Here is a 22,960-nt window from a genome sequence, read left to right as displayed (position 1 = left end):
GAGACACGCTAACCGCTTGTGCTACGTAGCACAAGACGGACTTGGAAATCGGTTGCCGCCGGTATCCGACGGGCGTGGAGTCGGTACGCTTGCGTCAGGACCGACGCACGGTGGAGCGCGCGCGACCGACGGGGAGGCACGGATGGCAGTGACCGCACGGGATGTCGCGCAGGCGGCCGGCGTCTCCCAGCGCACGGTGTCGGACGTCGTGAACCTGCCGGGACGGGTCGGCGCCGAGACCCGCAAACGCGTCCAGGCGGTCATCGACGAGCTCGGCTATCGGCCCAATCCGCACGCGAGAGGACTCCGCAACAACCGCAGTGGACTCATCGCGCTCGTCGTCCCCGAGCTCGACGTTCCGTACTTCTCCGACCTCGCCCGCTGCCTCATCCCTGAACTCACGAAGCGCTCGCTCACCCTCGTCGTCGATCAGACGAACGGCGACCCGGAACGCGAGCGTGCCGTGCTCACCGGGGGAGCGGTGTCCTCGACCTTCGACGGCGTGCTGCTCAACGCGCTCAACCTCACGGCCGCCGACGTCGAGGCAGCCGCCGCGACCCAGCCCATCGTCCTGCTCGGCGAGCGCGACTACGGCGCGAGCGCGGACCACGTCGCCATCGACGGTACCGAGGCGGCTTACGTGGCGACCAGGCACCTGATCGAACAGGGATGCACGCGCATCGGCGCCATCGGTCGGCAGGCCCATTCCACGGGCACCGCGAAGCAGCGCGTGGACGGGTTCACCCGCGCGATGCAGGAGGCCGGACTCGACCCGAACCGGTATATGGCCGAAGGGGAATACGATCGCGCGAGCGGGGCGGCCGTCATGGGCGGGATGCTCGACGCCGGCGATCCTCCCGACGGCGTGTTCTGTTTCAACGACCTCATGGCGCTGGGCGCGATGCGCGCCGCGTGGGATCGCGGCGTCGACATCCCGCGCGACCTGGCGGTGGTGGGCTTCGACGACATCGAGGACGGCCGGTACGCGATGCGGTCACTGACGACGGTCGCGCCCGACAAGGAGGCCATCGCCCGCGAGGCCGTCGCGATGCTGGTCGAACGTGTGGCCGGGCACGTCGGGCCGGGGCGGCGAGTGCGCGCAGGGTTCGAGCTGATCGTCAGAGAATCGTCCGGTCCGGCGCGACTCACCCGATGACGGCGCACGTCGGGTTCGTGCCGAGGAGGCCCGTCCCCACCTGCACGACGGCCCACGGCGACGTCCAGATCGTGTCTCGGGCGAGCGGCGGAACGATCAGGCTCGATGGAGCTACGCGGACGCCGAGATAGCCGGTTCCGCCGAGTAGCCCGGTGAGCAGTCCGTCGAGGAGACCGCGGTTGAACGTGACGGAGTACTGCCTCGTCGGGTTCGGCGTCGGCGAGGTCGCGGCCGGTGTGACCGCCGCCGAGGCGAGGGCGATCGTGGTCGACGTGTTCCCGCCGCCGACTTGGATGTCCGCCGCGCCATACCCCTCCGGCATGGTGAACGTCAGGGTGTAGGAGTTGATGACCAGTCCAACGCCGAGCACCGACGTCGTCGAGATGGAGCACCCGTTTGCTCCGGCGAGGTAGGCGGGCTTGGGGATGCTCAGTGCGGCGAACGTCGCGGCACCCGACTCGGCGTCCTGCCATGCGGCCTCCACCGGTTGCGGAGCAGGAGCCGCGACGAGCGCGACAGCGGTCGCGAGGACGACCGCCGCGACGTGTCTCGACCGACCTGGTTTCATCAAGCGCCCCTCGCCGAGCGCGAGTGCTGACGCAGCGAGCCGAACCACGCGCCGACGAGACCGATCAGGATCGCGCCCGCAGCCGCCCAGACGGCGAACTCGACGCTCGCGCCGGTCCGGGGGAGTGTGGTGATCGGGCCGGGCGAGACCGAGACGTCGTCACCGATGCCCTCCGCTGTGACCGTGAGGGCGACCGAGGCGTTCGCCACCGCTGCACCGGACGGCATCCGGACGTCGAACTTCAGCCACCACGCCTCCGAGCTGCGCATCGACAGCACTACGCGCTCGACGCCGTCGACGGGCACCGCCATCTCGTCGAACAGGTGGGTGACGGTGCCCACGCAGCCGGCCGCGGTCCACCGGACGGAACAGGCGTCGACCACCATCACGAGGCCGAGCTCGGGCGAGCCGGAGCCGACCATGGTCACGTCGATGGAGCCCGGTGTGGCTTCGGGCTTGGTGCTGATGCCCACCTCCCAGGGCGTCGACCGACCGGGGGTGAGGGACCGCATGGCCGACGGGTCGCCGATCGAGGTGAGGACGACCGCCTCGCCGGCGATGACGTCGACCTTCGGTTCTGCGTGGGCAGGAGCGGCAGCGCTGATCGCGAGGCCGGCACCGAGGAGCAGGGCGACCGGTGAGTATCGAAGCGCGGCGTGGCGGGCCGGTCGTGGTCCGGTTCCGTCGGCGCCGACCATGGAGGAGCGGCGACGGGGATCAGCACGACGGCCGCCGTCAGCTCCTCCCGAGCCACCCGGTGGGCGCTTGCGATCCGAGCGCGGCCAGAACGCCCACATGACGAGGGCCGAACAGCTGAGCGTCAGCCCGGCCAGGACCCACGGGCTGGACAGCCACACGACGAGGTACGCGAGCCCGGGCACTGAGGCGAGCACGAGGCGGACCGTCGAGACCGTGTACGGCTCGGGGTCCTCCGACAGGTTCGCATCGCCCTGCATGGTGATCGTGCGCTGCGGTCCCGCGGTGTCGACGCCGCCGCTCACCGAGGTGACGCGGTGGGTGACGGGCAGCTGGCCGGCGCGGTCGACCGTCACGACGTCGCCGACCGCGATGTCGGATGCCGGGATCTCGCGGACGAGCGCGAGTGAGCCGGTGGGGATCGTCGGGCTCATGGAACCGGTCTTGAACATGATGAGGGTGATGTTGAAGCAGGTCGCGAGGATGACGAGCACGATGCAGACCACCCCACCGACGGCGGCGAGGTTCAGCAGGGTGCTGCCGACGATCGACGCCACCGAGCGGCGGGGTTGCTGCCGTCCGGTGGCGTCGATCGCTTCCGTGGAGGGTCGGGTCACGGTGCTCCGATCAGGAACTGGAGGTGCTGGTGATCTGCCATGTCGCCGACGCCGTCCCGCCCTGGAAGCTGGAGGCGGTGCCGGCCTTCACCCGCACGTCGAAGCAGAAGCGCACGGTGGAGTTGCCCGCCGCAGTGAGCGCTCCGGTCGCGGTCGGCGGAGCCGTGCCCGTCGAGAGCGACGCGGTGTAACCGGGGACCGTCGGGGAGGTGAACGCGGCGGCGTTACATGCTGTGCCCGCAGCCGTCGTGACCACGCGGTACTCGAGCTGCGGCAGGAGGGTGCCCGTCGCCGCCGAGACCGCTGACAGCGCCGCCGTCCCGCCGATGTTCGTCGCGGCGGTCGTGCGGATGTCGATGAAGGCGAACTGGGAGAGCCCTGGCGACATGGCGGTGGCGTTGAAGACCAACGTGGCGGGGTTCGCCGCCTCGTGGGCCGCCCAGGTCGACGACGAGGTCTGCGATTCCACGGCGAAGGTGCTCGCCGCGAAGGTCGCCGTTCCGAACTCGTCGTCGCTCCAGGCCGCGAGGGTGAGCGAGGTGCCGACGCCGAGCACGAGCGCTGCTGCGAGGGCCGCTCTGGCCTTCGTGTAGCGCGACGTGCTCCGTTGTTCAGCGGGGCGGTGGTGCCTCCCCGCCGCCGGCGTGTGTCGTCCCATGATCGCCGTCCCGCCGCGGGTCAGGGCAGCGGGGTGGTGGACTCGGCCGCGAACTCCCAGACCACGGTGCCGCTCGGCGACGACTGCGGGAGGCTCGCCGCCGGGGTGACCTCGAAGCAGAGGAACACGGGCGTGGTGACGGCACCGAGCGTGAAGATGTCCGCTGCAGTGCTCGACGTCGTGGCGGCATCCGTCACGAGCGGGTCGCCGGCGGCGAAGCTCGCGGCGTCGCAGCCGAAGGTGGTGGTCTCCACGACGGAGTAGCTGAGCGAGGAGGCGATGGCGGCGCCGCTCGTGGCGGTGATGTCGACCGTGCCGGCGTACGTCGACGCGGCGGTCAGCTGGACGGCGAAGCCGGCGTAGACGGGCTCCTCGGGTGCCAGGTTGTCGGCTTCCACCGCGAAGGTGAGCGGGGCGGCCGCAGCCTCAGTCGGGTGCTCGGTGAACGCGGTGCCGTCGGTGCTGCCCTCGATGCCGAACCCACCACCGGCGAAGATCCCGGTCGCGAACTCGGAGTCGTTCCAGGCCGCGAGCGTGATGGCCGCACCGACGCCGAGCACCAGGCCGCCGGCGAGGATCGCCTTCGCCCGCTTGCTGCGCTGGCCGCGGACGGGCGCGTCGGTGCCGGTGGCCGCTGGGGCCTCGGTGCTGGTGTCGATGGTCATGGAAGCCCCCTGGAGTCCGCCGGTGACGGCTGGCGTCACCACAGGTGTCGGGCGTGCGGAGACGGCCTCCGCGCGTCTCACGACACTCTCAGGACGATAGGCAGCAGGCTGACGGTTGTAACCAGTAGTGGGGTACTGGGATCGACGGACGCTACCGAGAAAACTGCTGAACCGCGCCGTGGCGCCCGATCCGGGGGTCAGGCTTGACGCTGCGAGGACTGCGCGACGAGGCGGCCGAGGTCGCGCCGTCTCCCCGCACCCAGCTTCGTCCGTGCTTGGAGCACGTGCGACTCGACGGTGCGGACGCTGAGGAAGAGCCGCGTCGCGATCTCCTGATTGCTCAGTCCTTGCGCGATGAGCAGGGCCACCTCCAGCTCCCGCCGGGTGAGCGCGCTCAGGTCGGCCCCGGCGGTCTCCTGGCCGGTGTCCGTCTGCCCGCGGGAGAGGTAGGCCAGCGGAGCGTGTGTCGAGTGCGGCTCCACGGGGACGGTGCGCTCGACCGGCACCGTCTCATCGGTCGTCTCCGCCCGGTAGGTGGCGAACACGGGCGACGGAGACACGACCGAGGTCCATCGGGCCTCCGTATCCGCAGCGGCGCCTGGCGTGGGACCCACGAGTTCTGCGGCCCGCTCCGCGCAACGGCGGGCGTGCTGCAGTCGCCCCTGGGCCGCGTGGAGTCGTTCTGCGAGCAGATGGGCCCCGATCGCCCGGTGCCGCGCTCCGACCTCCTCGAGCGAACAGGCGGCCTCTTCGACGCGGCTCGCGTCGCCGGCGGCGCCGGCCTCGAGGAGCAGCATGAGCGACGCCTGCAGTGGCGTGAGCTCCTGCGTTCGGGCGTCTACGACCCAGGACAGGGTCTCGGACAGGTCCGCACCGGCGGCGGCGGCCAGGCTCGCGGAGTAGACCCGCTCGGTCAGTGGCTTCCGAATGTCCTGCGCGAGCCGACGCAGATGATCCCGGGCCTCCATGATGCGACCGCCTGCCATCAGCAGACCGAAGTCGGCGATGTCCGCCAGATAGGAGAGGACCGTGGAGGTGGCGATGAGGCGTTCGTCCTCGGCGGCTCGCCGTTCCGTCGCCTCCTCGAGCTCGCCCGTCTGGGCGAGAGCGCCGACGAGGAGCAGCGCGGTCTGCGTGTGCACCTCGGGCGGAACGGTCGAGTCGAGGAGCCGCTCGACGACCCGGAGGTCGGCCACGGTGCGGTCCGGGCGGCCGTCGAAGAACGCCAACTGGGCTCCGAGGATCCCGACGATGCACTGGTCCGTCGTCGCCAGGCGCCCGGTCCCGCGCTCGGCGCGAGCGACGAACTCGTCGATGTAGCGCGCGAAGCCGGCCCAGGAGAGTCCGGTGAGCAGGCGGATGGTGCCGGCCGACAGGACGTACATGGCGCTCGCGTCGCGCAGGGCGTGTGACAACGGCCGCGCTGCGCTGTAGGGCACCGACCGGTAGACGGCGTCACCCAGCTGGAGCAGCTCCCGCAGCTCGGACGGTGGCAGCCGGAGGCCGAGCCGGGTCACGAGCGCAGCGGCGGCATAGAGTCGCGAGGACTGCGCGGCGTCGACGTCGCGCAAGACCTTCCAGAAGACGGCATCGCTCTCGGACGGCTCCTGCCGATCCTGGTCTCGCCAGGTCTCGACCATCAGGATGCGCTGGGACAGCACGCGGCTGTGCTCCTCCTGCTCCGTCAGCTCCTGCGCACAGGTGCGTTCGGACCAGCGATCGAGGGTCGCCCGCCAACTCAAGACCTCCGCCTGCATGTCCTCGTCGGAGTCGGCCGCGGGATCGACCTCGAGGACCCGCTGAGCCCCTTCACCGTCGCCCAGCATGGCGAGCGACCGCGACCATTGCAGTGCCGCTGCCACGGACGGGCGCCAGGTGTACGCGCGTTCCGCGAGCAGACGACCGTCCTCAGCGAGGCCGGAGACGTTCGCGACGTGCGCCGCCTCGAGGAAGGTGCGGGCCATCGTGAGCGACTCGAACCCCTCGTCGAGCTCGGTGTGCGGGGCCGTCAGCCAGTACCGGCCGAGGATGAAGGACTCGTTCGGGGTGAGACGGGCACCGCCACGGAGGTCCGAGATGAGCGTCCGTTGGACGCGGTCGTGGCGGTGCAGTCGTCCGCTGTGGCGCCACTCCGCGAGTGCCGACCACGCGTGCAGTTCGTCGGCGACGATGCGGTCCTGGTTCGAGCCGTCGTTCCGCGCGAGTCCGAGCCGGAGGAGCGCGTGCAACTGGTGCTCGCCGAGCAGGCGGATCGCGCGCGAGTAGGGGACCGGGCCGAGCTTCGCCAGCATGACCAGCGCGTAGCGACCCTCGTCCTCGAGCCGCGAGAGCTGGGGTTCCGTGAGGTCGTGGACGCGCGGTGAGACCCCTGCGACCCCGAGCGAGAGGATGCTGCGCGGCAGGTAGAACTCCCCGCCCGTCTCGAGGGCGTCCTTCGTGAGCTCGTGCACGAGTCGCGGAGAGCCGTTGCTCAGCCGCACGATGACGGCTTTGGCCATGTCGTCGAGGACCGCGTCGTCGGCGGCCTCGTCCACCATCGCCGAGGCTTCGAACCCGTCGAGCGCCGGGAGGTCGATCCGGGTGAGCGATCCGCTCCGCCAGACGGCGAGGAGCCGATCGGCGGACTCGTCGCCGCGGCCCTGCAACCCGGCGAGCTCCTGCTCCAGCGTCACCAGGGCGACCTGCTCACGCGACCGCGAGAGTTCGATGATGTCGGCGAGGCTCGCCGGGTGGAGGTTCGCGCCGTCGTCGACGATGAAGACGGCGCCGCTCGGCGCCCTACGCCAGTCGCTCAGCGTGTGCGAGGCGTCCCGTGACGCACCCGACACGTGGACGACCGGGTGTCCGTCCTCGTGCATCCGCCGCCCGATCGCATCCGCGGTGAAGGTCTTGCCGTAGCCGTGTGGTCCGACGAGGAGCGTGCTGGTCCGGTTCGCGATGAGTGCCGTCATCCGGGTGATCGCCGCCGATCGACCGCTCGGTTGGGCGGGAGCGCGGGTGGCTGACTGGCGGAACTCGCCGGAGCGACGGGTGGGCGATGCGGCACACCGCGCGCCGCCGCTGAACCGATGCGCACCCGGGTTCATGGGATGACCTGCTCGGGCGACCTCGGATGTGGCTTTCGCTCCACTGCCGTCGCAACCGGTTCTTCCATATCGCAGCCCCCTCAAGCTCCGTCAGGACGACGGGACCCGCATCACCAGGGACGCTGCGAATACTCCGTCGGATGCCCCATTATCCGTAATCCCTGAGTGCTTCCGCAGCCCTAAGAGAGCGTTCTCAGTAGAAACTACGCACCCCACTCGGGGGTAAACCCCCGGCCGGTGAGGGTTATCTCTCAACCGTCATCGATGACATGACGCGCTGGGAATCAACTGCGCTGGACCGCCGCCACTGAACACGTGTCGACGCCGCTCCGGGACCGTTCGAAACCCGGCGTCCCGCGTCGCCGCCTCGCACTGCCGAGACCAGTACCGGTTTTCGATCCGGCACTACGGAGGTTGGGGTCCCTCCTCTGGGGGACAGGGAAGCCCGCCCATAGATTGGCCGGGATCGACGCCAGTCGCGGGTTCGCCCGTGCACCGAAGAAAGGGTTCCACCGTGGGGGAACAGCAGCGAAGCATCCTCGGCCGAGGCCGTGCGTGGAAGGTCGCGGCTATGGCCGTGGTCGGCACGGTCATCGCCATGGGATCGACGACGGCGGCCACAGCGGCCCCGACCGATGTCTCCGACGGCTTCGGCCGGTTCCTCGGAGGACAGGCGGCCGGGATCAACCTCGACGCCCTCGCCGCGGTCGCCGGTGCCCGCGCCGAGAACCCGAGTGGTGTCCACCCCGTCGCCGCGAACCCGCTGTCGGCCGAAGTGCTCAACACCCTCGGCGTCGATCTCGGCAGCTCGCTCCAACTGTTCGGTGCCAATGGCGTCATCGAGCTCGGCGCGGTCGCCCAGTACGGGTCCGCCGCCGCCAACGGCGACGCGATCGCCGGCTCAGGCGCGGTCACCGACCAGGGCGGCGTCTCGATCGGCGGGCCAGACGCCCCGCCGGCGGACGCCGAACTCGACCTGACCGGTCTGCTGGGCCGGGTCGGGACCCCGACCGGTGGCATCCTCAGCGACCTCTCCCTCAGCCTCGGCGCCCTCGCCTCCACGATCTCGCAGACGGGCGGCGCCACGGCCGTTCCCGACTACCAGATCTCCGGTGCGACGCTCACGCTCCAGAGCCCGCTCGTGCAGAACGTCTACACGAACCTCCAGACCACGGTCGGGAGTGTCCAGACCTCGCTCAACGGTCTGCAGACCGCACTCAACCAGGCGCTCACCGGAGCGATCAACCTGGGCATCGTGACCTCGACGACCTCCGTGGCCGTCACTCCTCCGAACCTCAACGCCCTGCTCCCCACCGGTCCGGTCGGCTCCGCGAGCGGCGTCACGGTCGACCTCACCACGGGTGCCGTCACGGTCGACATCGAGACACTGCTCGCAGCTGACCCTGACCTGCCGGATCTCAACGAGCTGCCGCCCAACACCTCGCTGCTGTCCGGTCCGATCGCCGCTGCGATCGCTGACGGCATCACGCAGGCCATCACCGATCAGGTGACGGCGGTCGTCACCGGCCTGCGCACTGCCGTCGAGGCCACCAACGTCAACGCCGTGGTCCAGGTCCGAGCACTCGGCCAGAACGCGGTCACCCTGACGCTGAACGCGCCGCTGTCCGCCATCGAGGACGGGTCGGCGACCTTCGTCACCTCCGGACTCGTCACCGGTGTGCTGAACACGGTGCTCGGCGTCCTCGGTCTCAGCCTCGACCAGATCATCTCGAACCTGCTCAACCTGGTGCTCGGGGTCGTCGGCGGAGTGTTCACGGTCCTCGAGACAGCCGAATCGACGGTCGACGGCATCACCGGCGGCCTCGCCGCGAACGTCGTCGGGCCGATCCTCAACATCGTCACCCTCGTCGCCGACGTGACCGCGAACGTGCAGCCGGCCACCGGCGACCTCGGAGACGGGTCAGCCACCGTCCGCGCTGTGCAGATCTCCCTCGTCCCGGCGATCTCGCTCGCGACGGTCAACCTCGCATCGTCCTCCGTCCGCGGCACGCTCGTCGTGTACGACACGGCGATCACCGCCACACCGGCGACGGTCAACCCCGGCCAGTCCACCGTGATCGACGGCACCGGGTTCGCGGCGAACGAGGAGGTCACCATCACCGCACCCGGCCTCGACCCGGTCACCACGACGTCGGATGCCGCCGGTGTGATCAGCCAGAGCGTCGCGATCCCCGCCGGCTTCACCCCGGCGACGCTGACGTTCACCGCCACCGGTGCGACCTCCGACACCCCGGCCACCACCGACCTCGTCGTCGCGCCGTTCGTGACCGCCATCACCGCCGACCCGGCGACGATCGCTCCCGGTGGCAGCACCACGATCACCGGCACCGGGTTCCTGCCCGGCGAGTCGGTGTCGATCACCGTCCCCGGCCTCACCGACCCGATCGTCACCACCGCGACGGGCACCGGCACGATCTCCACCAGCCTCACGCTCCCGGCGGACTTCCCGCTCGGCCCCGTGACGGTCACGGCGACCGGCGCCTCCTCGGCCAGCCCCGCGACCACGACGGTCACCGTCGAGGCGACGCAGTACGTCACCGCGATCACCGCCGACCCGGCCAGTGTCGTCGCCGGTGAGACTACGACGATCACCGGCACCGGTTTCGCTTCGGGTGAGACCGTCACCGTGTCGATCCCCGGCGTCGACCCGGTCACCACGACGGCCACCGGAACCGGCACGATCTCGGTCGAGCTCGACGTCCCGGCGGACTACGCCGCAGGCCAGGTCGTCGTGACCGCGCTCGGCGAGACATCCGACACCCCGGCCACCACCAACCTCACCGTGGTCTACGAGACCTCGATCGTCGCCGTCCCGGCCACGGTCGCGGGTGGCACGACCACGATCATCAACGGCGCCGGCTTCGCGCCCGGCGAGGACGTCGTCGTGACGTTCCCCGGCCTCGAGCCAATCACCGTCACCGCGACGGCACTCGGCGCGATCGGCACCCCCATCGCGGTCCCGCAGAACTTCGCGGTCGGCGACGTCACGGTCACCGCGCTCGGCGCCGTGTCCGCGACCGAAGCGACCACCGTCGTCACCGTCACCGCGACGATCTACGACACCGCCATCACGCTCGACCCGACGTCGCTCATCCCTGGGAACACCACGACCGTGACCGGCACCGGCTACCTGCCCGGCGAGACGGTCACCGTCGGCTACCCGGGCGGCACCCCGGTGACCGTCGAGGCGGACGGCGACGGCGGCTTCACCGTCGACCTGCCCGTCCCCGACGGCACGCCGGCCGGCATGCTCGTCGTCACCGCGACCGGCGAGACGTCGGCCACCCCGGCGACCGCCGACCTCGAGGTGCTGCCGTACGACACGGCCATCACCGCCGACCCGGCCTCGCTCCTCCCCGGCAACTCGACCACCATCACCGGCACCGGCTTCGCCGCGAACGAGTCGGTCTCCGTCTCCTTCACTGGCGGCACGCCCGTCGTCGTGACGGCTGACGGCGACGGCGGCTTCACGGCCGTCCTGCCGATCCCGTCGGGTACGCCCGCCGGCCAGCTCACGGTCACCGCCACCGGCGCCGTCTCCGCCACACCGGCCGAGACGGACATCACCGTCGAGGCCTACGACACCGACATCGCGCTCGACCCGGCGACCATCGCCCCCGGCGGCAGCACGGTCGTCACCGGTTCCGGCTTCGTTCCGCTCGAGTCGGTCTCGATCACCATCCCCGGCCTCGCGACGCCCGTGACGACCACGGCGAACGGCGACGGTGAGATCACGGTCAGTGTCACGCTCCCTGCGGACTTCCCGCTCGGGGACGTCACGGTCACCGCCACCGGCGACGTCTCGGCCACCCCGGCCACGGCGACGCTCACCGTCGAGGCGACCACCTACGTCACGGCCATCACGGTCGACCCGACGACCGTCGTCGCGGGGGAGAGCACGCTCGTCACCGGTACCGGCTTCGAGCCCGACGAGACCGTCACGGTCTCCATCCCCGGTGCGCCCGCGGTCACCACGCAGGCCTCGGCGACCGGAACCATCTCCGTGTCGCTCCCGGTCCCGGCGGACTACGCGGAGGGCACGGTCGTCGTGACCGCCCTCGGTGAGGTCTCCGAGACCCCGGCCACGACGAACCTCGCGGTCGACGTCGTCTACACCCCGACGATCACCGCCGACCCGGCCACGGTCCCCGGCGGCACCAGCACCGAGATCTCGGGCGCCGGCTTCGCTCCGAGCGAGAGCGTCACGGTCACCTTCCCGGGCCTCGACCCGATCACGGTCACGTCGAACGCAGCCGGTGAGATCACGACCACCATCGACGTCCCGCAGAACTTCGCGGTCGGTCCGGTCACGGTCACCGCCCTCGGCGTCGTCTCCGCAACCGAGGCGACGACCACGGTCACGGTCGAGGCCACGGTCTACGACACGGCGATCACCGCCGACCCCGACACGCTCCTTCCCGGCGGCAGCACCACCGTCACCGGAACGGGCTTCCTGCCCGGCGAGTCCGTCTCCGTCTCCGTCTCCATCCCCGGCGGCACGCCCGTCATTGTGGAGGCCGGCCCGGACGGCGACATCACCGCCATCCTGCCGATCCTGCCCGGCACGGACCCCGGCCCCGTCGTGGTGACGGCCGTCGGCGCGGTCTCGGCCACGCCTGCCACTGCGACGATCACCGTCGAGGCGTTCGACACGACGCTCACCGCGACGCCGTCCACCCTCAACCCCGGTGACTCGACGATCCTGTCCGGCTCCGGCTACGTCGCGAACGAGTCGGTGACCATCTCGGCTCCCGGCTTCGACGACGTCGTGACCACGGCGAACGGGCTCGGTGAGATCAGCCAGGTGGTCGCCTTCCCCGCGGACTTCGTCCCCGCGACCGTGACGTTCACGGCCACGGGCGCCCTGTCGCTCACGCCGGCGCAGACCTCGGTCCTCGTCGAAGCGGTCGTGTACGACACGGCGATCACGGTTGATCCGACGACGGTCAACCCGGGCGGCACCACCACCGTCACGGGCACCGGCTTCGCACCGAACGAGACCGTCACCATCACGATCCCGGGCGGCGACCCCGTCACCGTGACGACGAACGGTGACGGCGACTTCACCCAGGCCGTGACGATCCCGGCCGGAACGCCTGCTGGGCCACTGACGATCACCGCGACCGGTGACACGTCGAACACGCCCGCCGACGCCGACGTGACCGTGGTTCCGTACGAGACCGCGATCACCGCCGACCCCGACACGCTGCTCCCCGGCACCTCGACCACGATCACCGGTACCGGGTTCGCGCCGAACGAGTCCGTCTCGGTCTCCATCCCCGGTGGCACGCCGGTCGTCGTGACGGCGAACGGTGACGGCGGCTTCACCGCCGCCCTGCCGATCCCGTCGGGCACGGAGGCCGGACCGCTGGTCGTCACCGCAACGGGCGCCGTCTCGGCGACGGACGCGACCGCGACGGTCACCGTCGAGGCCTACGAGACCACGATCGCCCTCGACCCGACGACGGTCGCCCCTGGCGGCAGCACCACGGTCACCGGTGACGGCTTCGCGCCGAACGAGGCGGTGGGCGTCACCGTCCCGGGCATCGCGACGCCGATCCCCACCACGTCGAACGGCAACGGTGAGATCTCGGTGAGCGTCGACCTCCCGGCGGACTTCCCGCTCGGACCCGTGACCGTCACCGCCACCGGGGCCGTCTCGGCGACCCCCGCCACGGCGACGCTCACCGTCGAGGCCACGACCTACGTCACGGCCATCACCGCCGACCCGACCACCGTCGTCGCGGGTGCCAGCACCCTCGTCACCGGCACCGGCTTCGCACCGAACGAGAGCGTCACGGTCTCGTTCCCCGGCGCCGACCCGGTGACCACCACGGCGACGGCGACCGGCACCATCTCGGTGTCGCTGCCCGTGCCGGCCGACTACGCCGAAGGCACGGTCGTCGTGACCGCGCTCGGTGCGACGTCCGACACCCCTGCGACGACGAACCTCACGGTCGACGTGGTCTACACGCCGACGATCACCGCCGACCCGGCGACGGTCCCCGGCGGCACCTCGACGGAGATCTCGGGGAGCGGCTTCGCTCCGACCGAGAGCGTCACGGTCACCTTCCCCGGTCTCGCGCCGGTGACGGTCACCTCGAACGCCGACGGTGAGATCACCACGACGTTCGCCGTCCCGCAGGGCTTCGCGACCGGTCCGGTCACAGTCACCGCACTCGGCGTCGTCTCGGCGACCGAGGCGACCACCACCGTCACGGTCGAGGCCACGGTCTACGACACGGCGATCACCCTCACACCGGACACGGTGAACCCGGGCCAGACCACCACGGTCACCGGTACCGGCTTCCAGCCGAACGAGTCGGTCAGCGTCTCGATCCCCGGCGGCGACCCCGTCGTGGTCACGGCTGACGGCGGCGGCGGCTTCACCGCGACCCTGCCGGTGCCGCCCGGAACGCCCGCCGGGCCCGTCACGGTGACCGCGGTCGGCGAGACCTCGGCGACGCCCGCGGAGGCGGAGCTCACGGTCGAGGCCTACGAGACGGCGATCACCGCCGACCCGAGCACGGTCGCGGCCGGTGGAGCGACGCTCGTCACAGGTACCGGCTTCGCCGCGAACGAGTCCGTCACGGTCTCGGTCCCGGGCGGCACCGCTGTCCCGGCGACGACGAACGGCGCCGGTGAGTTCTCGGTCGGCATCGCGATCCCTGCGGCTGCCACCGCCGGCCCGCTCGTCGTGACGGCCGAGGGAGCGGTGTCGCAGACACCCGCCACCACCACTGTCACGGTCACCGCCGTCGTGTTCTCGCCCGTCATCACCGCTTCCCCGGACGCGCTGATCGCCGGCGACACGACGGTCATCACCGGATCGGGCTTCGCGGCCAATGAGACGGTGACGGTGTCCATCCCGGGCGCTCCGGCCGTCACGCAGGTGACGAACGCCGGCGGCGGCTTCACGGTGACCCTGCCGGTCCCCGACGGCTACGCGCTCGGCGACGTCACGGTCACGGCACTCGGTGCTGCATCGAACGAGCCGGCGACCACGATCATCGAGGTCCTCGCGTACGACACGGCCATCACGGTCGACCCGTCGTCGGTGCTGCCGGGTGAGACGGTCACGGTCGACGGGACGGGCTTCGCCGGAGGGGAGACCGTCACGGTGTCCATCCCGGGCGCACCGTCCGTCACCGTGGTGACGAACCCTGACGGTTCCTTCACCGTGGACCTGCCGATCCCGGACGACTACACGCCCGGACCGGTCACGGTGACCGCCGAAGGCGATGTCTCCGAGACGCCGGCCGAGGCTGACGTCACGATCGAGGACGGAGCGGTCGACGTCGACACCGACGCAGCTGCGGTCGATGTGGACACGGATGCCGACGTCGACGTCGACGTGGATACCGACACGGACGTGGACACCGATGTGGACGCCGACACCGCGACGGATGCTGACGTGGACGCCGACACGGCGACCGACGCTGACGTGGACGCTGATGTGGACGCTGACACCGCGACTGACGCTGACGTGGACGCTGACACGGCGACTGACGCTGACGTGGACGCTGACACCGCGACTGACGCTGACGTGGATGCAGATGTGGATGCCGACACGGCGACTGACGCCGATGTGGACGCTGACGCTGATACGGCGACTGACGCTGATGTGGACGCTGACACCGCGACCGATGCGGACGTCGACGCAGATGTGGATGCTGACACGGCGACTGACGCTGATGTGGACGCTGACACGGCCACCGACGCGGACGTCGACGCAGATGTGGACGCCGACACCGCTACCGACGCTGACGTGGATGCTGACACGGCGACTGACGCTGACGTGGACGCGGATGTTGACACGGCGACTGACGCTGATGTGGACGCTGACACCGCGACCGATGCGGACGTCGACGCAGATGTGGATGCTGACACGGCGACTGACGCTGATGTGGACGCTGACACCGCCACTGACGCTGACGTGGACGCGGATGCTGACACGGCGACCGATGCCGATGTGGACGCTGACACGGCGACCGACGCTGACGTGGACGCGGATGCTGACACGGCGACTGACGCCGATGTGGACGCTGATGCTGACACCGCGACTGACGCTGATGTGGACGCTGACACCGCGACCGACGCTGACACGGCCACCGATGCCGATGTGGACGCTGACACGGCGACCGATGCCGACGTGGACGCCGCGACCGACTCGGACGTCGCGAACGACGCCGATGCCGACTCGGCGACCGACGCCGACACGGCAGCTGACGCCGACGGCGACACCGACGCCGGCGACGAGCGCCTCGCGACCGTCAAGTACTCGACGATCGTCCGCGACACGGGCGTGATCCAGGAGGTCTACGCCACCGGCTTCGAGCCCGGCGAGACCGTCTCGGCGACCGTCTTCTCGACGCCGTTCGCACTGACGCCCGTCGTCGCAGACGCCTCCGGCAAGGCCACCCTCACCTTCCCGGTCGACTCGTCGATCGAGCTGGGTGCCCACCGGGTGGAGCTCTCCGGATCCGTGACCGGCGACCTGCCGCTCGACCGCGAGGCGACCGCCTTCACGGTCACCGCGGTGGCCGCCGCCGCACCGGGGTCACGCCCCGGTCTGCCGAGCACCGGCTTCGACGGCCTGTGGCTCGGGGGACTCGGCGCCACGATGCTCCTCCTCGGAGGTGCCTTCGTGGCTACGCGACGGGCGCGTATGGAGTGACCCCGCCGAGTGGGCCGCGCCGTATTCGGGTCGGCGCGGCCCACTCCTTCCCCCGCGGACGGCACCACCGAACGGGTGCCCCCGCGGTTCATCACAACCCAGCACCAAGGAGGAACCGTGACTCCGATCACACGCACACCCGTCGGGGGGCTTCCTGACGCCCTTCGACAGGCTCAGGGACCGGAAGGGGCTCAGGGACCGGAAGGGGCTCAGGGACCGGAAGGGGCTCAGGGACCGGAAGGCGCCGAGGGACCGGACGGCGCCGAGGTTCCGGACGGCGATCAGGCACCGGCGGCCGCTCGGCAGGACCGGGGAGCGGGATCGCCTCGGGATGGAGCCGCCGCCCCGCCGAAGCGGGCCGCGCGCATCGCGGCCGCGGTCTCGATCGCCCTCGTCGGTGTCTACGTCGCCGGCACCCTCGTCATCGTCTCGCCGACCACACCCGTCCGTGGTGCCGTCGTCGCCGCGGCGGGCCCGTACTTCACGCAGAAGTGGAACGTCTTCGCGCCGAGCATCATGAAGACGAACATCACCTTCTCCGTCCAAGCCCAGTGGCGTGACGCCGACGGGACCCTCGTGAAGTCCGACTGGGTCAACGTCACGAAGCTCGAGCAGCAGGCGGTCCCCGGCCACGCCGAGCCCTCGCGGATCCAGAAGTCCTCGTGGAACGCGATGCTCGCCTACAACACCCGGTACCTCGCGCTCGACGCCCAGCAGCGCGAGATCGTGCGCGACACCTTCATCCAGCGGGCCGATGGTGGCGGGTATCGCGCCCAGTCGGCCGAGTCACTGATCGCCGACCTCGACGCCGTCAGCACGACGCCGGGCTCAGGGCAGGGCGACATCGTCCGGTTCCTCCGCTACGACTACATGCTCAAGGAGTACGCGACCGCGTTCTCCACGGCGTACTTCGACCAGGACGTCGAGCGCGTCCGGTGGCGGATCGACCGCACCCGCCCGAATGACTTCGAGAGCCGCTTCTCCGAGGAGCAGCAGTTCGACGACACCGCCGTCACCTTCGGCTGGCGGCACGTCGACGACGTCATCGACCCGGAGACCCTCGCCGTCTACCGGGACGTCATCACCCGCTACGGGGGTGCACGATGAACGCCGTCCGCGCGTGGTTCGACCGTTTCGCCGGCTGGGTCACGGGTGCCAAGCACGCCGGCTACAGCCTCTCCGCCCTGCGGATCCTCTACGGTGTCGCGATCGTCAGCTTCCTCCTCACGAGTCTCGCCGACCGCCACTACCTCTGGGGCGTCGCATCGAAGTGGGTCGACCCGGAGGCGAACCGCCGCGCCTGGTTCCCGCTGTTCGAGCTCGTCTTCACGAAGGACAGCGCCTTCGTCTTCGACCTCGCCTACGGGGTGCTCATCGTGCTCGGCCTGCTGTTCCTCATCGGCTGGCAGACCAGGTTCGTCACGCCCGTCCTGCTCGTGTTCTGGGTGGGGCTCGCGACCAACAGCACGGTGCTGACCAACGGCGGCGACACGATCATCCGCATCACGCTGCTGTTCCTGGTGTTCGCGGACCTGTCGCGTCACTGGTCGGTCGACGCCTGGCTCACCAAGCGGCGGGGTCGAGCGCCGCAGCCGATCCTGCGCGGTCGGTTCGCGATCCCGGCCTGGCTCGCGAACGCCGCCAACAACACCGCGGTCCTCCTCTGCGCGTACCAGATCATGCTCGTCTACGTGAACTCCGGCATCTACAAGCTCATGGGCCCCGAGTGGCGCGAGGGCACGGCGTTCTACTACTCGCTCGTCCTCGACGTGTTCCGGCCGTTCCCCGTGCTGAGCGACCTGGCCTGGCAGCTCGGCCCGTTCGTCTGGGTGGCCACGTTCCTGTCGGTCTGGGTGCAGTTGCTGTTCCCGGTGCTGATCCTGTGGCGACCGACGCGGATCCTCGCACTCGGCTTCACGATCCTCATGCACCTCGGTATCGGCCTGTTCCTCGGACTGTGGCCGTTCTCGCTCGCGATGATCGCGCTCGACCTGCTGTTCGTCCGCGACCGCAGCTGGATCGCCGTCGGCCGGTGGGCGGCGCACGCCGGGGGAGTACTGCGCCAACTGCTGCCGGAGCGCGAAGCAGCGGAGAGACCTGTCACGACGTCGGCCGGTTCGCCGTCGTGACACCAGCCGTCTCGCGCGTTCGGGTGCGAGACGAACCGGCGGTCGGCGCCACGGTTGCGCCGACCGCCACCCCTTTGCCGGTCCCGGCCCTCGCGCCCTGACCCGCTGCCGACCGACCTCGCTGATCGGTCACTGAGCCGCCCACCTCATCGGCCACTGAGCCTGTCGAAGTGCGCCCTTCGACAGGCTCAGGGACCGGGGGTGGTTGCTGCCCTTCGACAGGCTCAGGGACCGGGGATGGTAGCTGCCCTGCGACAAGCTCAGGGTCCGGCGTAGAAGTGGATCTGTGTTTCTCTGTGTTTGTGTGATACTTTCTTCGCACTGCAAGCCTGCAACACCGGAAACGAAGGTCAAGGACGACGCATGTACGCGACGGAGCGGCACGAGCACATCACCAGCCGGGTGAAGACGAGCGGACGGGTCTCCGTCGCCGACGTCTCCCGTGAGCTGGGCGTCACCGCCGAGACGATCCGTCGCGACCTCGACCAGCTCGAAACCTCGGGCGTCCTGCGCCGCGTCCACGGCGGTGCCGTCTCCGCAGCGCGCGCCTCCGTCGCCGAGGCCAGCCTCTCCGATCGCCAGGGCCAGCGGAGCGACGCGAAGGCCACGATCGCCCGTGCTGCCCTCCGGCTCATCCCGGCCACGTTCAGTGGCTCGATCGTCATCGACGCCGGGACGACCACGGCCCACCTCGCCGACCTCCTCGTCACCTGGCGCCCTGCCACCGCTGGCCAGACGCTCACGGTCATCACCAACTCCGTCCCGATCGCCGCGACGCTCCACCACTGCGACCACGTCGAACTGCACCTGCTCGGTGGCCGCGTCCGTGGCATCACCAGCGCGGCGGTCGGCAGCACGACCGTCGACGAGCTCGGCCGCTTCCGCCCCGACATCGCCTTCGTCGGCGCCAACGGGGTCAGCGCCGACTTCGGCCTCAGCACGCCCGACGAACTCGAGGGTGCCGTGAAGTCGGCGATCGTCCGCGGTTCGCGCCGGGCCGTCGTCCTCGCCGACGCCGCCAAGCTCGGTGAGGAAGCGCTCATCCGCTTCGCCGCCCTCGACGAGATCGACACCGTCATCACCGACGAGGTCGTTCCGACGACGCTCGGGGACGCCCTCGAGGCTGCGGGTGTCGAGGTGGTCGTCGCATGATCATCACCCTGACCGCCAACCCCTCGCTCGACCACACGGTGGAGCTCCCCGGTGTCGTCGAGCGCGGCGAGGTCCTCCGTGCCCTCGCCAGCCGGGAGCAGCCGGGCGGCAAGGGCGTCAACGTCTCGCGGGCCATCGCCGCCGCCGAGTTGGCGACCATCGCCGTCCTCCCCGGCGAATCGACCGACCCGATGATCGAGTCGCTCCGCGCGCAGGGCATCGACGTCCTCGCCGTCCCGACCGGGCAGCCCGTGCGCCGCAACATCACGCTCACCGAGCCCGACGGCACCACCACCAAGATCAACGAGCCGGGTCCGCTCCTCACCGAGGACGACGCGGCACGCCTCGTCGACGCGACCGCCCGTGCCGCCGCGAGTGCCGAATGGCTCGTCATCGCCGGTTCGCTGCCGCCCGGTCTGCCCGCCGACTTCTACGCACGGATCGTCCGGGCCGGTCGCGCCCGCACCGACGGCGCCCGCCCGCTCGTCGCCGTCGACAGCTCGGGGGAGCCGCTCGCCGCCCTCCTCGCCGCCTTCGCCGCCACCGGGGAACGCATCGACCTCATCAAGCCGAACGGTGCCGAACTCGCCGAACTCACCGGCACCGCGTCCGGCGACGAGATCGAGGCGGACCCGGCGCTCGCCGCGTCCGTCGCCGCCACGCTCATCGGCACCACGGACCGACCCGGCCCGGTCGCCGCCGTCCTCGTCACGCTCGGCTCCCGAGGAGCCGTCCTCGTGGAGGGTGACACCGCCTGGTCGGCCCGGGCCCCGAAGATCGTCGCGCGCAGCACCGTCGGTGCGGGGGACTCCTCCCTCGCCGGCTACCTGATCGCCCGAACCGCAGGTCTCGCACCTGCAGCACGCCTCGCGCAGGCCGTCGCCCACGGAGCCGCAGCCGCGGCACTCCCCGGCAGCGACGTACCGGCGCTCAGCGGGACGGACGCCGCCGCCATCGACGTCGTCCAGCTCCCGCAGCGGATCCCCTCCGCCCCCTGACCGCCCACCCCGGTCCCTGACCGCCCACCCCGGTCCCTGAGCTTGTCGAAGGGCCGCCCCGACCACCCGAAGCACCAGCATCCGTTTCGAAGGAGAACCCAGATGTCCACCCCACTCATCACCCCAGGGCTCGTCGCCCTCGACGCCGACCTCGGCACCGATCGCGCGGGTGTCATCCGCGCGCTCGCCGAGCTCGTCGTCCGCGCCGGCCGTGCCACCGACACCGAGGCGCTCTTCGCCGACGCCTGGGCGCGGGAGAGCAAGACCGACACCGGCATCCCCGGCGGCATCGCGATCCCGCATTGCCGTTCAGCCGCCGTCACCGAGCCGACGCTCGCGATGGCCCGTGTCTCGCCGCTCGTCGACTTCGGTTCCGACGACGGCCCGGCCGACCTCCTCTTCTTCATCGCGGCCCCGGACGGCGCCGACCAGGCGCACCTCGCCCTCCTGTCGAAGCTCGCCCGCTCGCTCATCAAGCCCGAGTTCGTGACCTCGCTGCGTGAGGCGCCCGACGCCGCCGCGGTGGTCGCCCTCGTCGATGGTGCACTCAGCGACGCGCCCAAGCCCGCGTCGGCTCCTGCAGCCGAGCGCGCCGCGACGGCTCCCGTCGAGGCCGGCGACCAGGCCGCACGGCCCGTGCTCATCGCGGTCACCTCGTGTGCGACGGGCATCGCCCACACCTACATGGCGGCCGACTCGCTCGCCGCCACCGCCAAGCGCCTCGGTGTCGAGCTGCACGTCGAGACGCAGGGCGCCTCCGGTGCGACCCCGCTGCCCGCGGACGTCGTCGCGAAGGCGCAGGCGGTCATCTTCGCCGTCGACGTGGACGTCCGCGACGTCACGCGATTCGCCGGCAAGCCCGTCATCAAGGCTCCGGTGAAGCGCGGCATCGACGCCCCGGAACAGCTCATCAACGACGCGGTCGCCGCGATCTCGAACCCGAACGCCCCGCGGGTCGCCGCAGCGGCCGGCGACGCCTCCGTGTCGACGTCGGACAAGAAGGACGCCAACGTCGGTCAGTCGATCAAGCGTTGGCTGCTCACCGGTGTCAGCTACATGATCCCGTTCGTCGCGGGTGGCGGTCTGCTCATCGCCCTCGGCTTCCTCCTCGGTGGCTACGACATCACCGAGAACGCCGGCAAGATCATCGTCGAGAACAGCCTCGTGAACCTGCCGGCCGGCGGACTCGGCGCCTACCTCGGTGCCGTCGCGTTCTCCATCGGCAACGCCTCGATGGCGTTCCTCGTCCCGGCCCTCGCCGGCTACATCGCCTACGCCATCGCCGACCGCCCGGGTATCGCCCCCGGGTTCGTCGCCGGTGCCGTCGCCCTCCTCATGAGCGCCGGCTTCCTCGGCGGGCTCGTCGGTGGTCTGCTCGCCGGTGGTGTCGCCTACGGCCTCGGTCGCCTGAACGTGCCGCGGTGGCTGCGTGGGCTGATGCCCGTCGTGATCATCCCGCTGATCGGCTCGATCGTCGCGTCCGGCCTCATGATCCTCGTCCTCGGCGGCCCGATCGCCGCACTCATGGGCGGGCTCAACTCCTGGCTCTCCGGCCTCACCGGTGTCTCCGCGATCCTGCTCGGCGTGATCCTCGGCACGATGATGGCGTTCGACCTCGGTGGCCCCGTCAACAAGGTCGCGTACTCGTTCGCCGTCGCCGGTCTCGGTGCGGGAACGCTCGCCAACCAGGCGCCGTGGCAGATCATGGCCGCCGTGATGGCCGCCGGTATGGTGCCGCCGCTCGCGATGGCACTCGCCTCGACCGTCCTCAGCCGTCGTTCGTTCACCGCGGTCGAGCGGGAGAACGGCAAGGCAGCCTGGCTGCTCGGCGCCGCGTTCATCAGCGAGGGTGCGATCCCGTTCGCCGCGGCCGACCTGTTCCGCGTCATCCCGGCGTCGATCCTCGGTGGTGCCGCCACCGGTGCGCTCATCATGGCGACCGGCGTCACCTCGCAGGCACCGCACGGTGGCATCTTCGTGTTCTTCGCCATCGGCAACATCGGGATGTTCGTCCTGTCGGTCGCGATCGGCACCGTCATCACCGCGGTCGCCGTCGTCCTGCTCAAGCGGTTCGCCCGTCGTCGGCCGGTGGAGGGTGCCGACACGGCAGCCCCGACGGTCACCACCGAGCCCGCGACCGTCTGACCCGTACCCGTCCGATCCACAGCCTGACCTGATCCACTGGTCCGGCCGGCACCAACCGAACCGCAGAAGGAGCATCATCATGGCCGAACGCCAAGCCACCATCGCCAGCCGCGTCGGGCTGCACGCCCGCCCCGCCAAGCTCTTCATCGAGACGGTCAAGCGCCAGCCGGTGCCCGTCACGATCGAGCTGGGCGACTCGGGCCCGCTCGACGCCTCGAGCATCCTCACGATCATGAGCCTCGGCGCCACCAACGGCGACGTCGTCACCCTCCGCGCTGAGGGCGAGGGTGCCGACGAGGCGCTCGCCGAGCTCGCCGGTCTCCTCGAGACGGACCTCGACGCCGAGTAGTCACCCCGAACCAGGAAGCCCCGCCGCCCGAGTCATCTCGGAC

General features: G+C 70.8%; 13 protein-coding genes. 8 read left to right on the top strand and 5 right to left on the bottom strand.

All coding sequences use genetic code 11. The annotated features are described in order from the left end of the window. Positions 1-142 precede the first annotated feature (142 nt). Positions 143-1,156 carry a LacI family DNA-binding transcriptional regulator gene (locus IFR14_RS16655; protein ID WP_191941663.1) on the top strand — a complete coding sequence of 338 codons (1,014 nt, stop codon included), beginning with the start codon at positions 143-145 and terminating at the stop codon, positions 1,154-1,156. Here IFR14_RS16655 and IFR14_RS16650 read toward each other — a convergent pair. From IFR14_RS16650 to IFR14_RS21265, 5 genes are all read right to left on the bottom strand, one after another. Next, complete coding sequence (locus IFR14_RS16650) at positions 1,146-1,724, bottom strand: hypothetical protein (RefSeq protein WP_191941662.1); 579 nt, start codon at positions 1,722-1,724, stop codon at positions 1,146-1,148. The genes IFR14_RS16655 and IFR14_RS16650 overlap by 11 nt on opposite strands. After that, positions 1,724-3,037: a signal peptidase I gene (locus IFR14_RS16645; protein ID WP_342365725.1), complete on the bottom strand. Its 1,314-nt coding sequence runs from the start codon at positions 3,035-3,037 to the stop codon at positions 1,724-1,726. The genes IFR14_RS16650 and IFR14_RS16645 overlap by 1 nt, the downstream gene beginning before the upstream one ends. Positions 3,038-3,047: 10 nt before the next feature. Then, entirely contained in the window at positions 3,048-3,695 is a 648-nt protein-coding gene (locus IFR14_RS16640; RefSeq protein WP_191941661.1) for a SipW-dependent-type signal peptide-containing protein, read from the bottom strand. Between the two features lie 20 nt (positions 3,696-3,715). Further along, entirely contained in the window at positions 3,716-4,360 is a 645-nt protein-coding gene (locus IFR14_RS16635) for a SipW-dependent-type signal peptide-containing protein (RefSeq protein WP_194719003.1), read from the bottom strand. A gap of 197 nt (positions 4,361-4,557) precedes the next feature. Further along, positions 4,558-7,311, bottom strand: a complete 2,754-nt coding sequence (locus IFR14_RS21265) for a helix-turn-helix transcriptional regulator (RefSeq protein ID WP_191941660.1) — start codon at positions 7,309-7,311, stop codon at positions 4,558-4,560. 649 nt (positions 7,312-7,960) lie between these two features. Between IFR14_RS21265 and IFR14_RS16625 the strand changes: the two genes are divergently transcribed. From IFR14_RS16625 to IFR14_RS16595, 7 genes are all read left to right on the top strand, one after another. Continuing rightward, complete coding sequence (locus tag IFR14_RS16625) at positions 7,961-16,144, top strand: choice-of-anchor G family protein (RefSeq protein ID WP_191941659.1); 8,184 nt, start codon at positions 7,961-7,963, stop codon at positions 16,142-16,144. Positions 16,145-16,261: 117 nt separating this feature from the next. Further along, a complete protein-coding gene (locus IFR14_RS21005) occupies positions 16,262-17,251 on the top strand; it encodes a DUF5819 family protein (RefSeq protein WP_191941658.1) in 990 nt (329 codons plus the stop codon). Then, on the top strand, positions 17,248-18,273 hold the full coding sequence (locus IFR14_RS16615) for an HTTM domain-containing protein (RefSeq protein ID WP_191941657.1): 1,026 nt from the start codon (positions 17,248-17,250) through the stop codon (positions 18,271-18,273). Before IFR14_RS21005 ends, IFR14_RS16615 begins: the two co-directional genes overlap by 4 nt. A gap of 363 nt (positions 18,274-18,636) precedes the next feature. Further along, a complete protein-coding gene (locus IFR14_RS16610) occupies positions 18,637-19,425 on the top strand; it encodes a DeoR/GlpR family DNA-binding transcription regulator (RefSeq protein ID WP_191941656.1) in 789 nt (262 codons plus the stop codon). Then, complete coding sequence (locus IFR14_RS16605; protein WP_191941655.1) at positions 19,422-20,423, top strand: 1-phosphofructokinase family hexose kinase; 1,002 nt, start codon at positions 19,422-19,424, stop codon at positions 20,421-20,423. Before IFR14_RS16610 ends, IFR14_RS16605 begins: the two co-directional genes overlap by 4 nt. A gap of 102 nt (positions 20,424-20,525) precedes the next feature. Further along, entirely contained in the window at positions 20,526-22,568 is a 2,043-nt protein-coding gene (locus IFR14_RS16600; RefSeq protein ID WP_191941654.1) for a PTS fructose transporter subunit IIABC, read from the top strand. Between the two features lie 79 nt (positions 22,569-22,647). Next, complete coding sequence (locus IFR14_RS16595; RefSeq protein ID WP_056014456.1) at positions 22,648-22,917, top strand: HPr family phosphocarrier protein; 270 nt, start codon at positions 22,648-22,650, stop codon at positions 22,915-22,917. Positions 22,918-22,960 lie beyond the last annotated feature (43 nt).

The sequence above is a fragment of the Plantibacter sp. CFBP 8775 genome (assembly GCF_014839505.1).
Classification (GTDB): Bacteria; Actinomycetota; Actinomycetes; order Actinomycetales; family Microbacteriaceae; genus Plantibacter; species Plantibacter auratus.
Note: the sequence above shows the minus strand (reverse complement) of the source record. Positions and strands in the feature narration are given on the sequence as shown.

Excerpts from the sequence above, each read along its gene's own strand:
- IFR14_RS16615 (WP_191941657.1), top strand. The coding sequence starts at position 17,248 with ATGAACGCCGTCCGCGCGTGGTTCGACCGTTTCGCCGGCTGGGTCACG.
- IFR14_RS16610 (WP_191941656.1), top strand. The coding sequence starts at position 18,637 with ATGTACGCGACGGAGCGGCACGAGCACATCACCAGCCGGGTGAAGACG.
- IFR14_RS16605 (WP_191941655.1), top strand. The coding sequence starts at position 19,422 with ATGATCATCACCCTGACCGCCAACCCCTCGCTCGACCACACGGTGGAG.
- IFR14_RS21265 (WP_191941660.1), bottom strand. The coding sequence starts at position 7,311 with ATGACGGCACTCATCGCGAACCGGACCAGCACGCTCCTCGTCGGACCA.
- IFR14_RS16635 (WP_194719003.1), bottom strand. The coding sequence starts at position 4,360 with ATGACCATCGACACCAGCACCGAGGCCCCAGCGGCCACCGGCACCGAC.
- IFR14_RS16650 (WP_191941662.1), bottom strand. The coding sequence starts at position 1,724 with ATGAAACCAGGTCGGTCGAGACACGTCGCGGCGGTCGTCCTCGCGACC.
- IFR14_RS16595 (WP_056014456.1), top strand. The coding sequence starts at position 22,648 with ATGGCCGAACGCCAAGCCACCATCGCCAGCCGCGTCGGGCTGCACGCC.
- IFR14_RS16655 (WP_191941663.1), top strand. The coding sequence starts at position 143 with ATGGCAGTGACCGCACGGGATGTCGCGCAGGCGGCCGGCGTCTCCCAG.
- IFR14_RS16640 (WP_191941661.1), bottom strand. The coding sequence starts at position 3,695 with ATGGGACGACACACGCCGGCGGCGGGGAGGCACCACCGCCCCGCTGAA.
- IFR14_RS16600 (WP_191941654.1), top strand. The coding sequence starts at position 20,526 with ATGTCCACCCCACTCATCACCCCAGGGCTCGTCGCCCTCGACGCCGAC.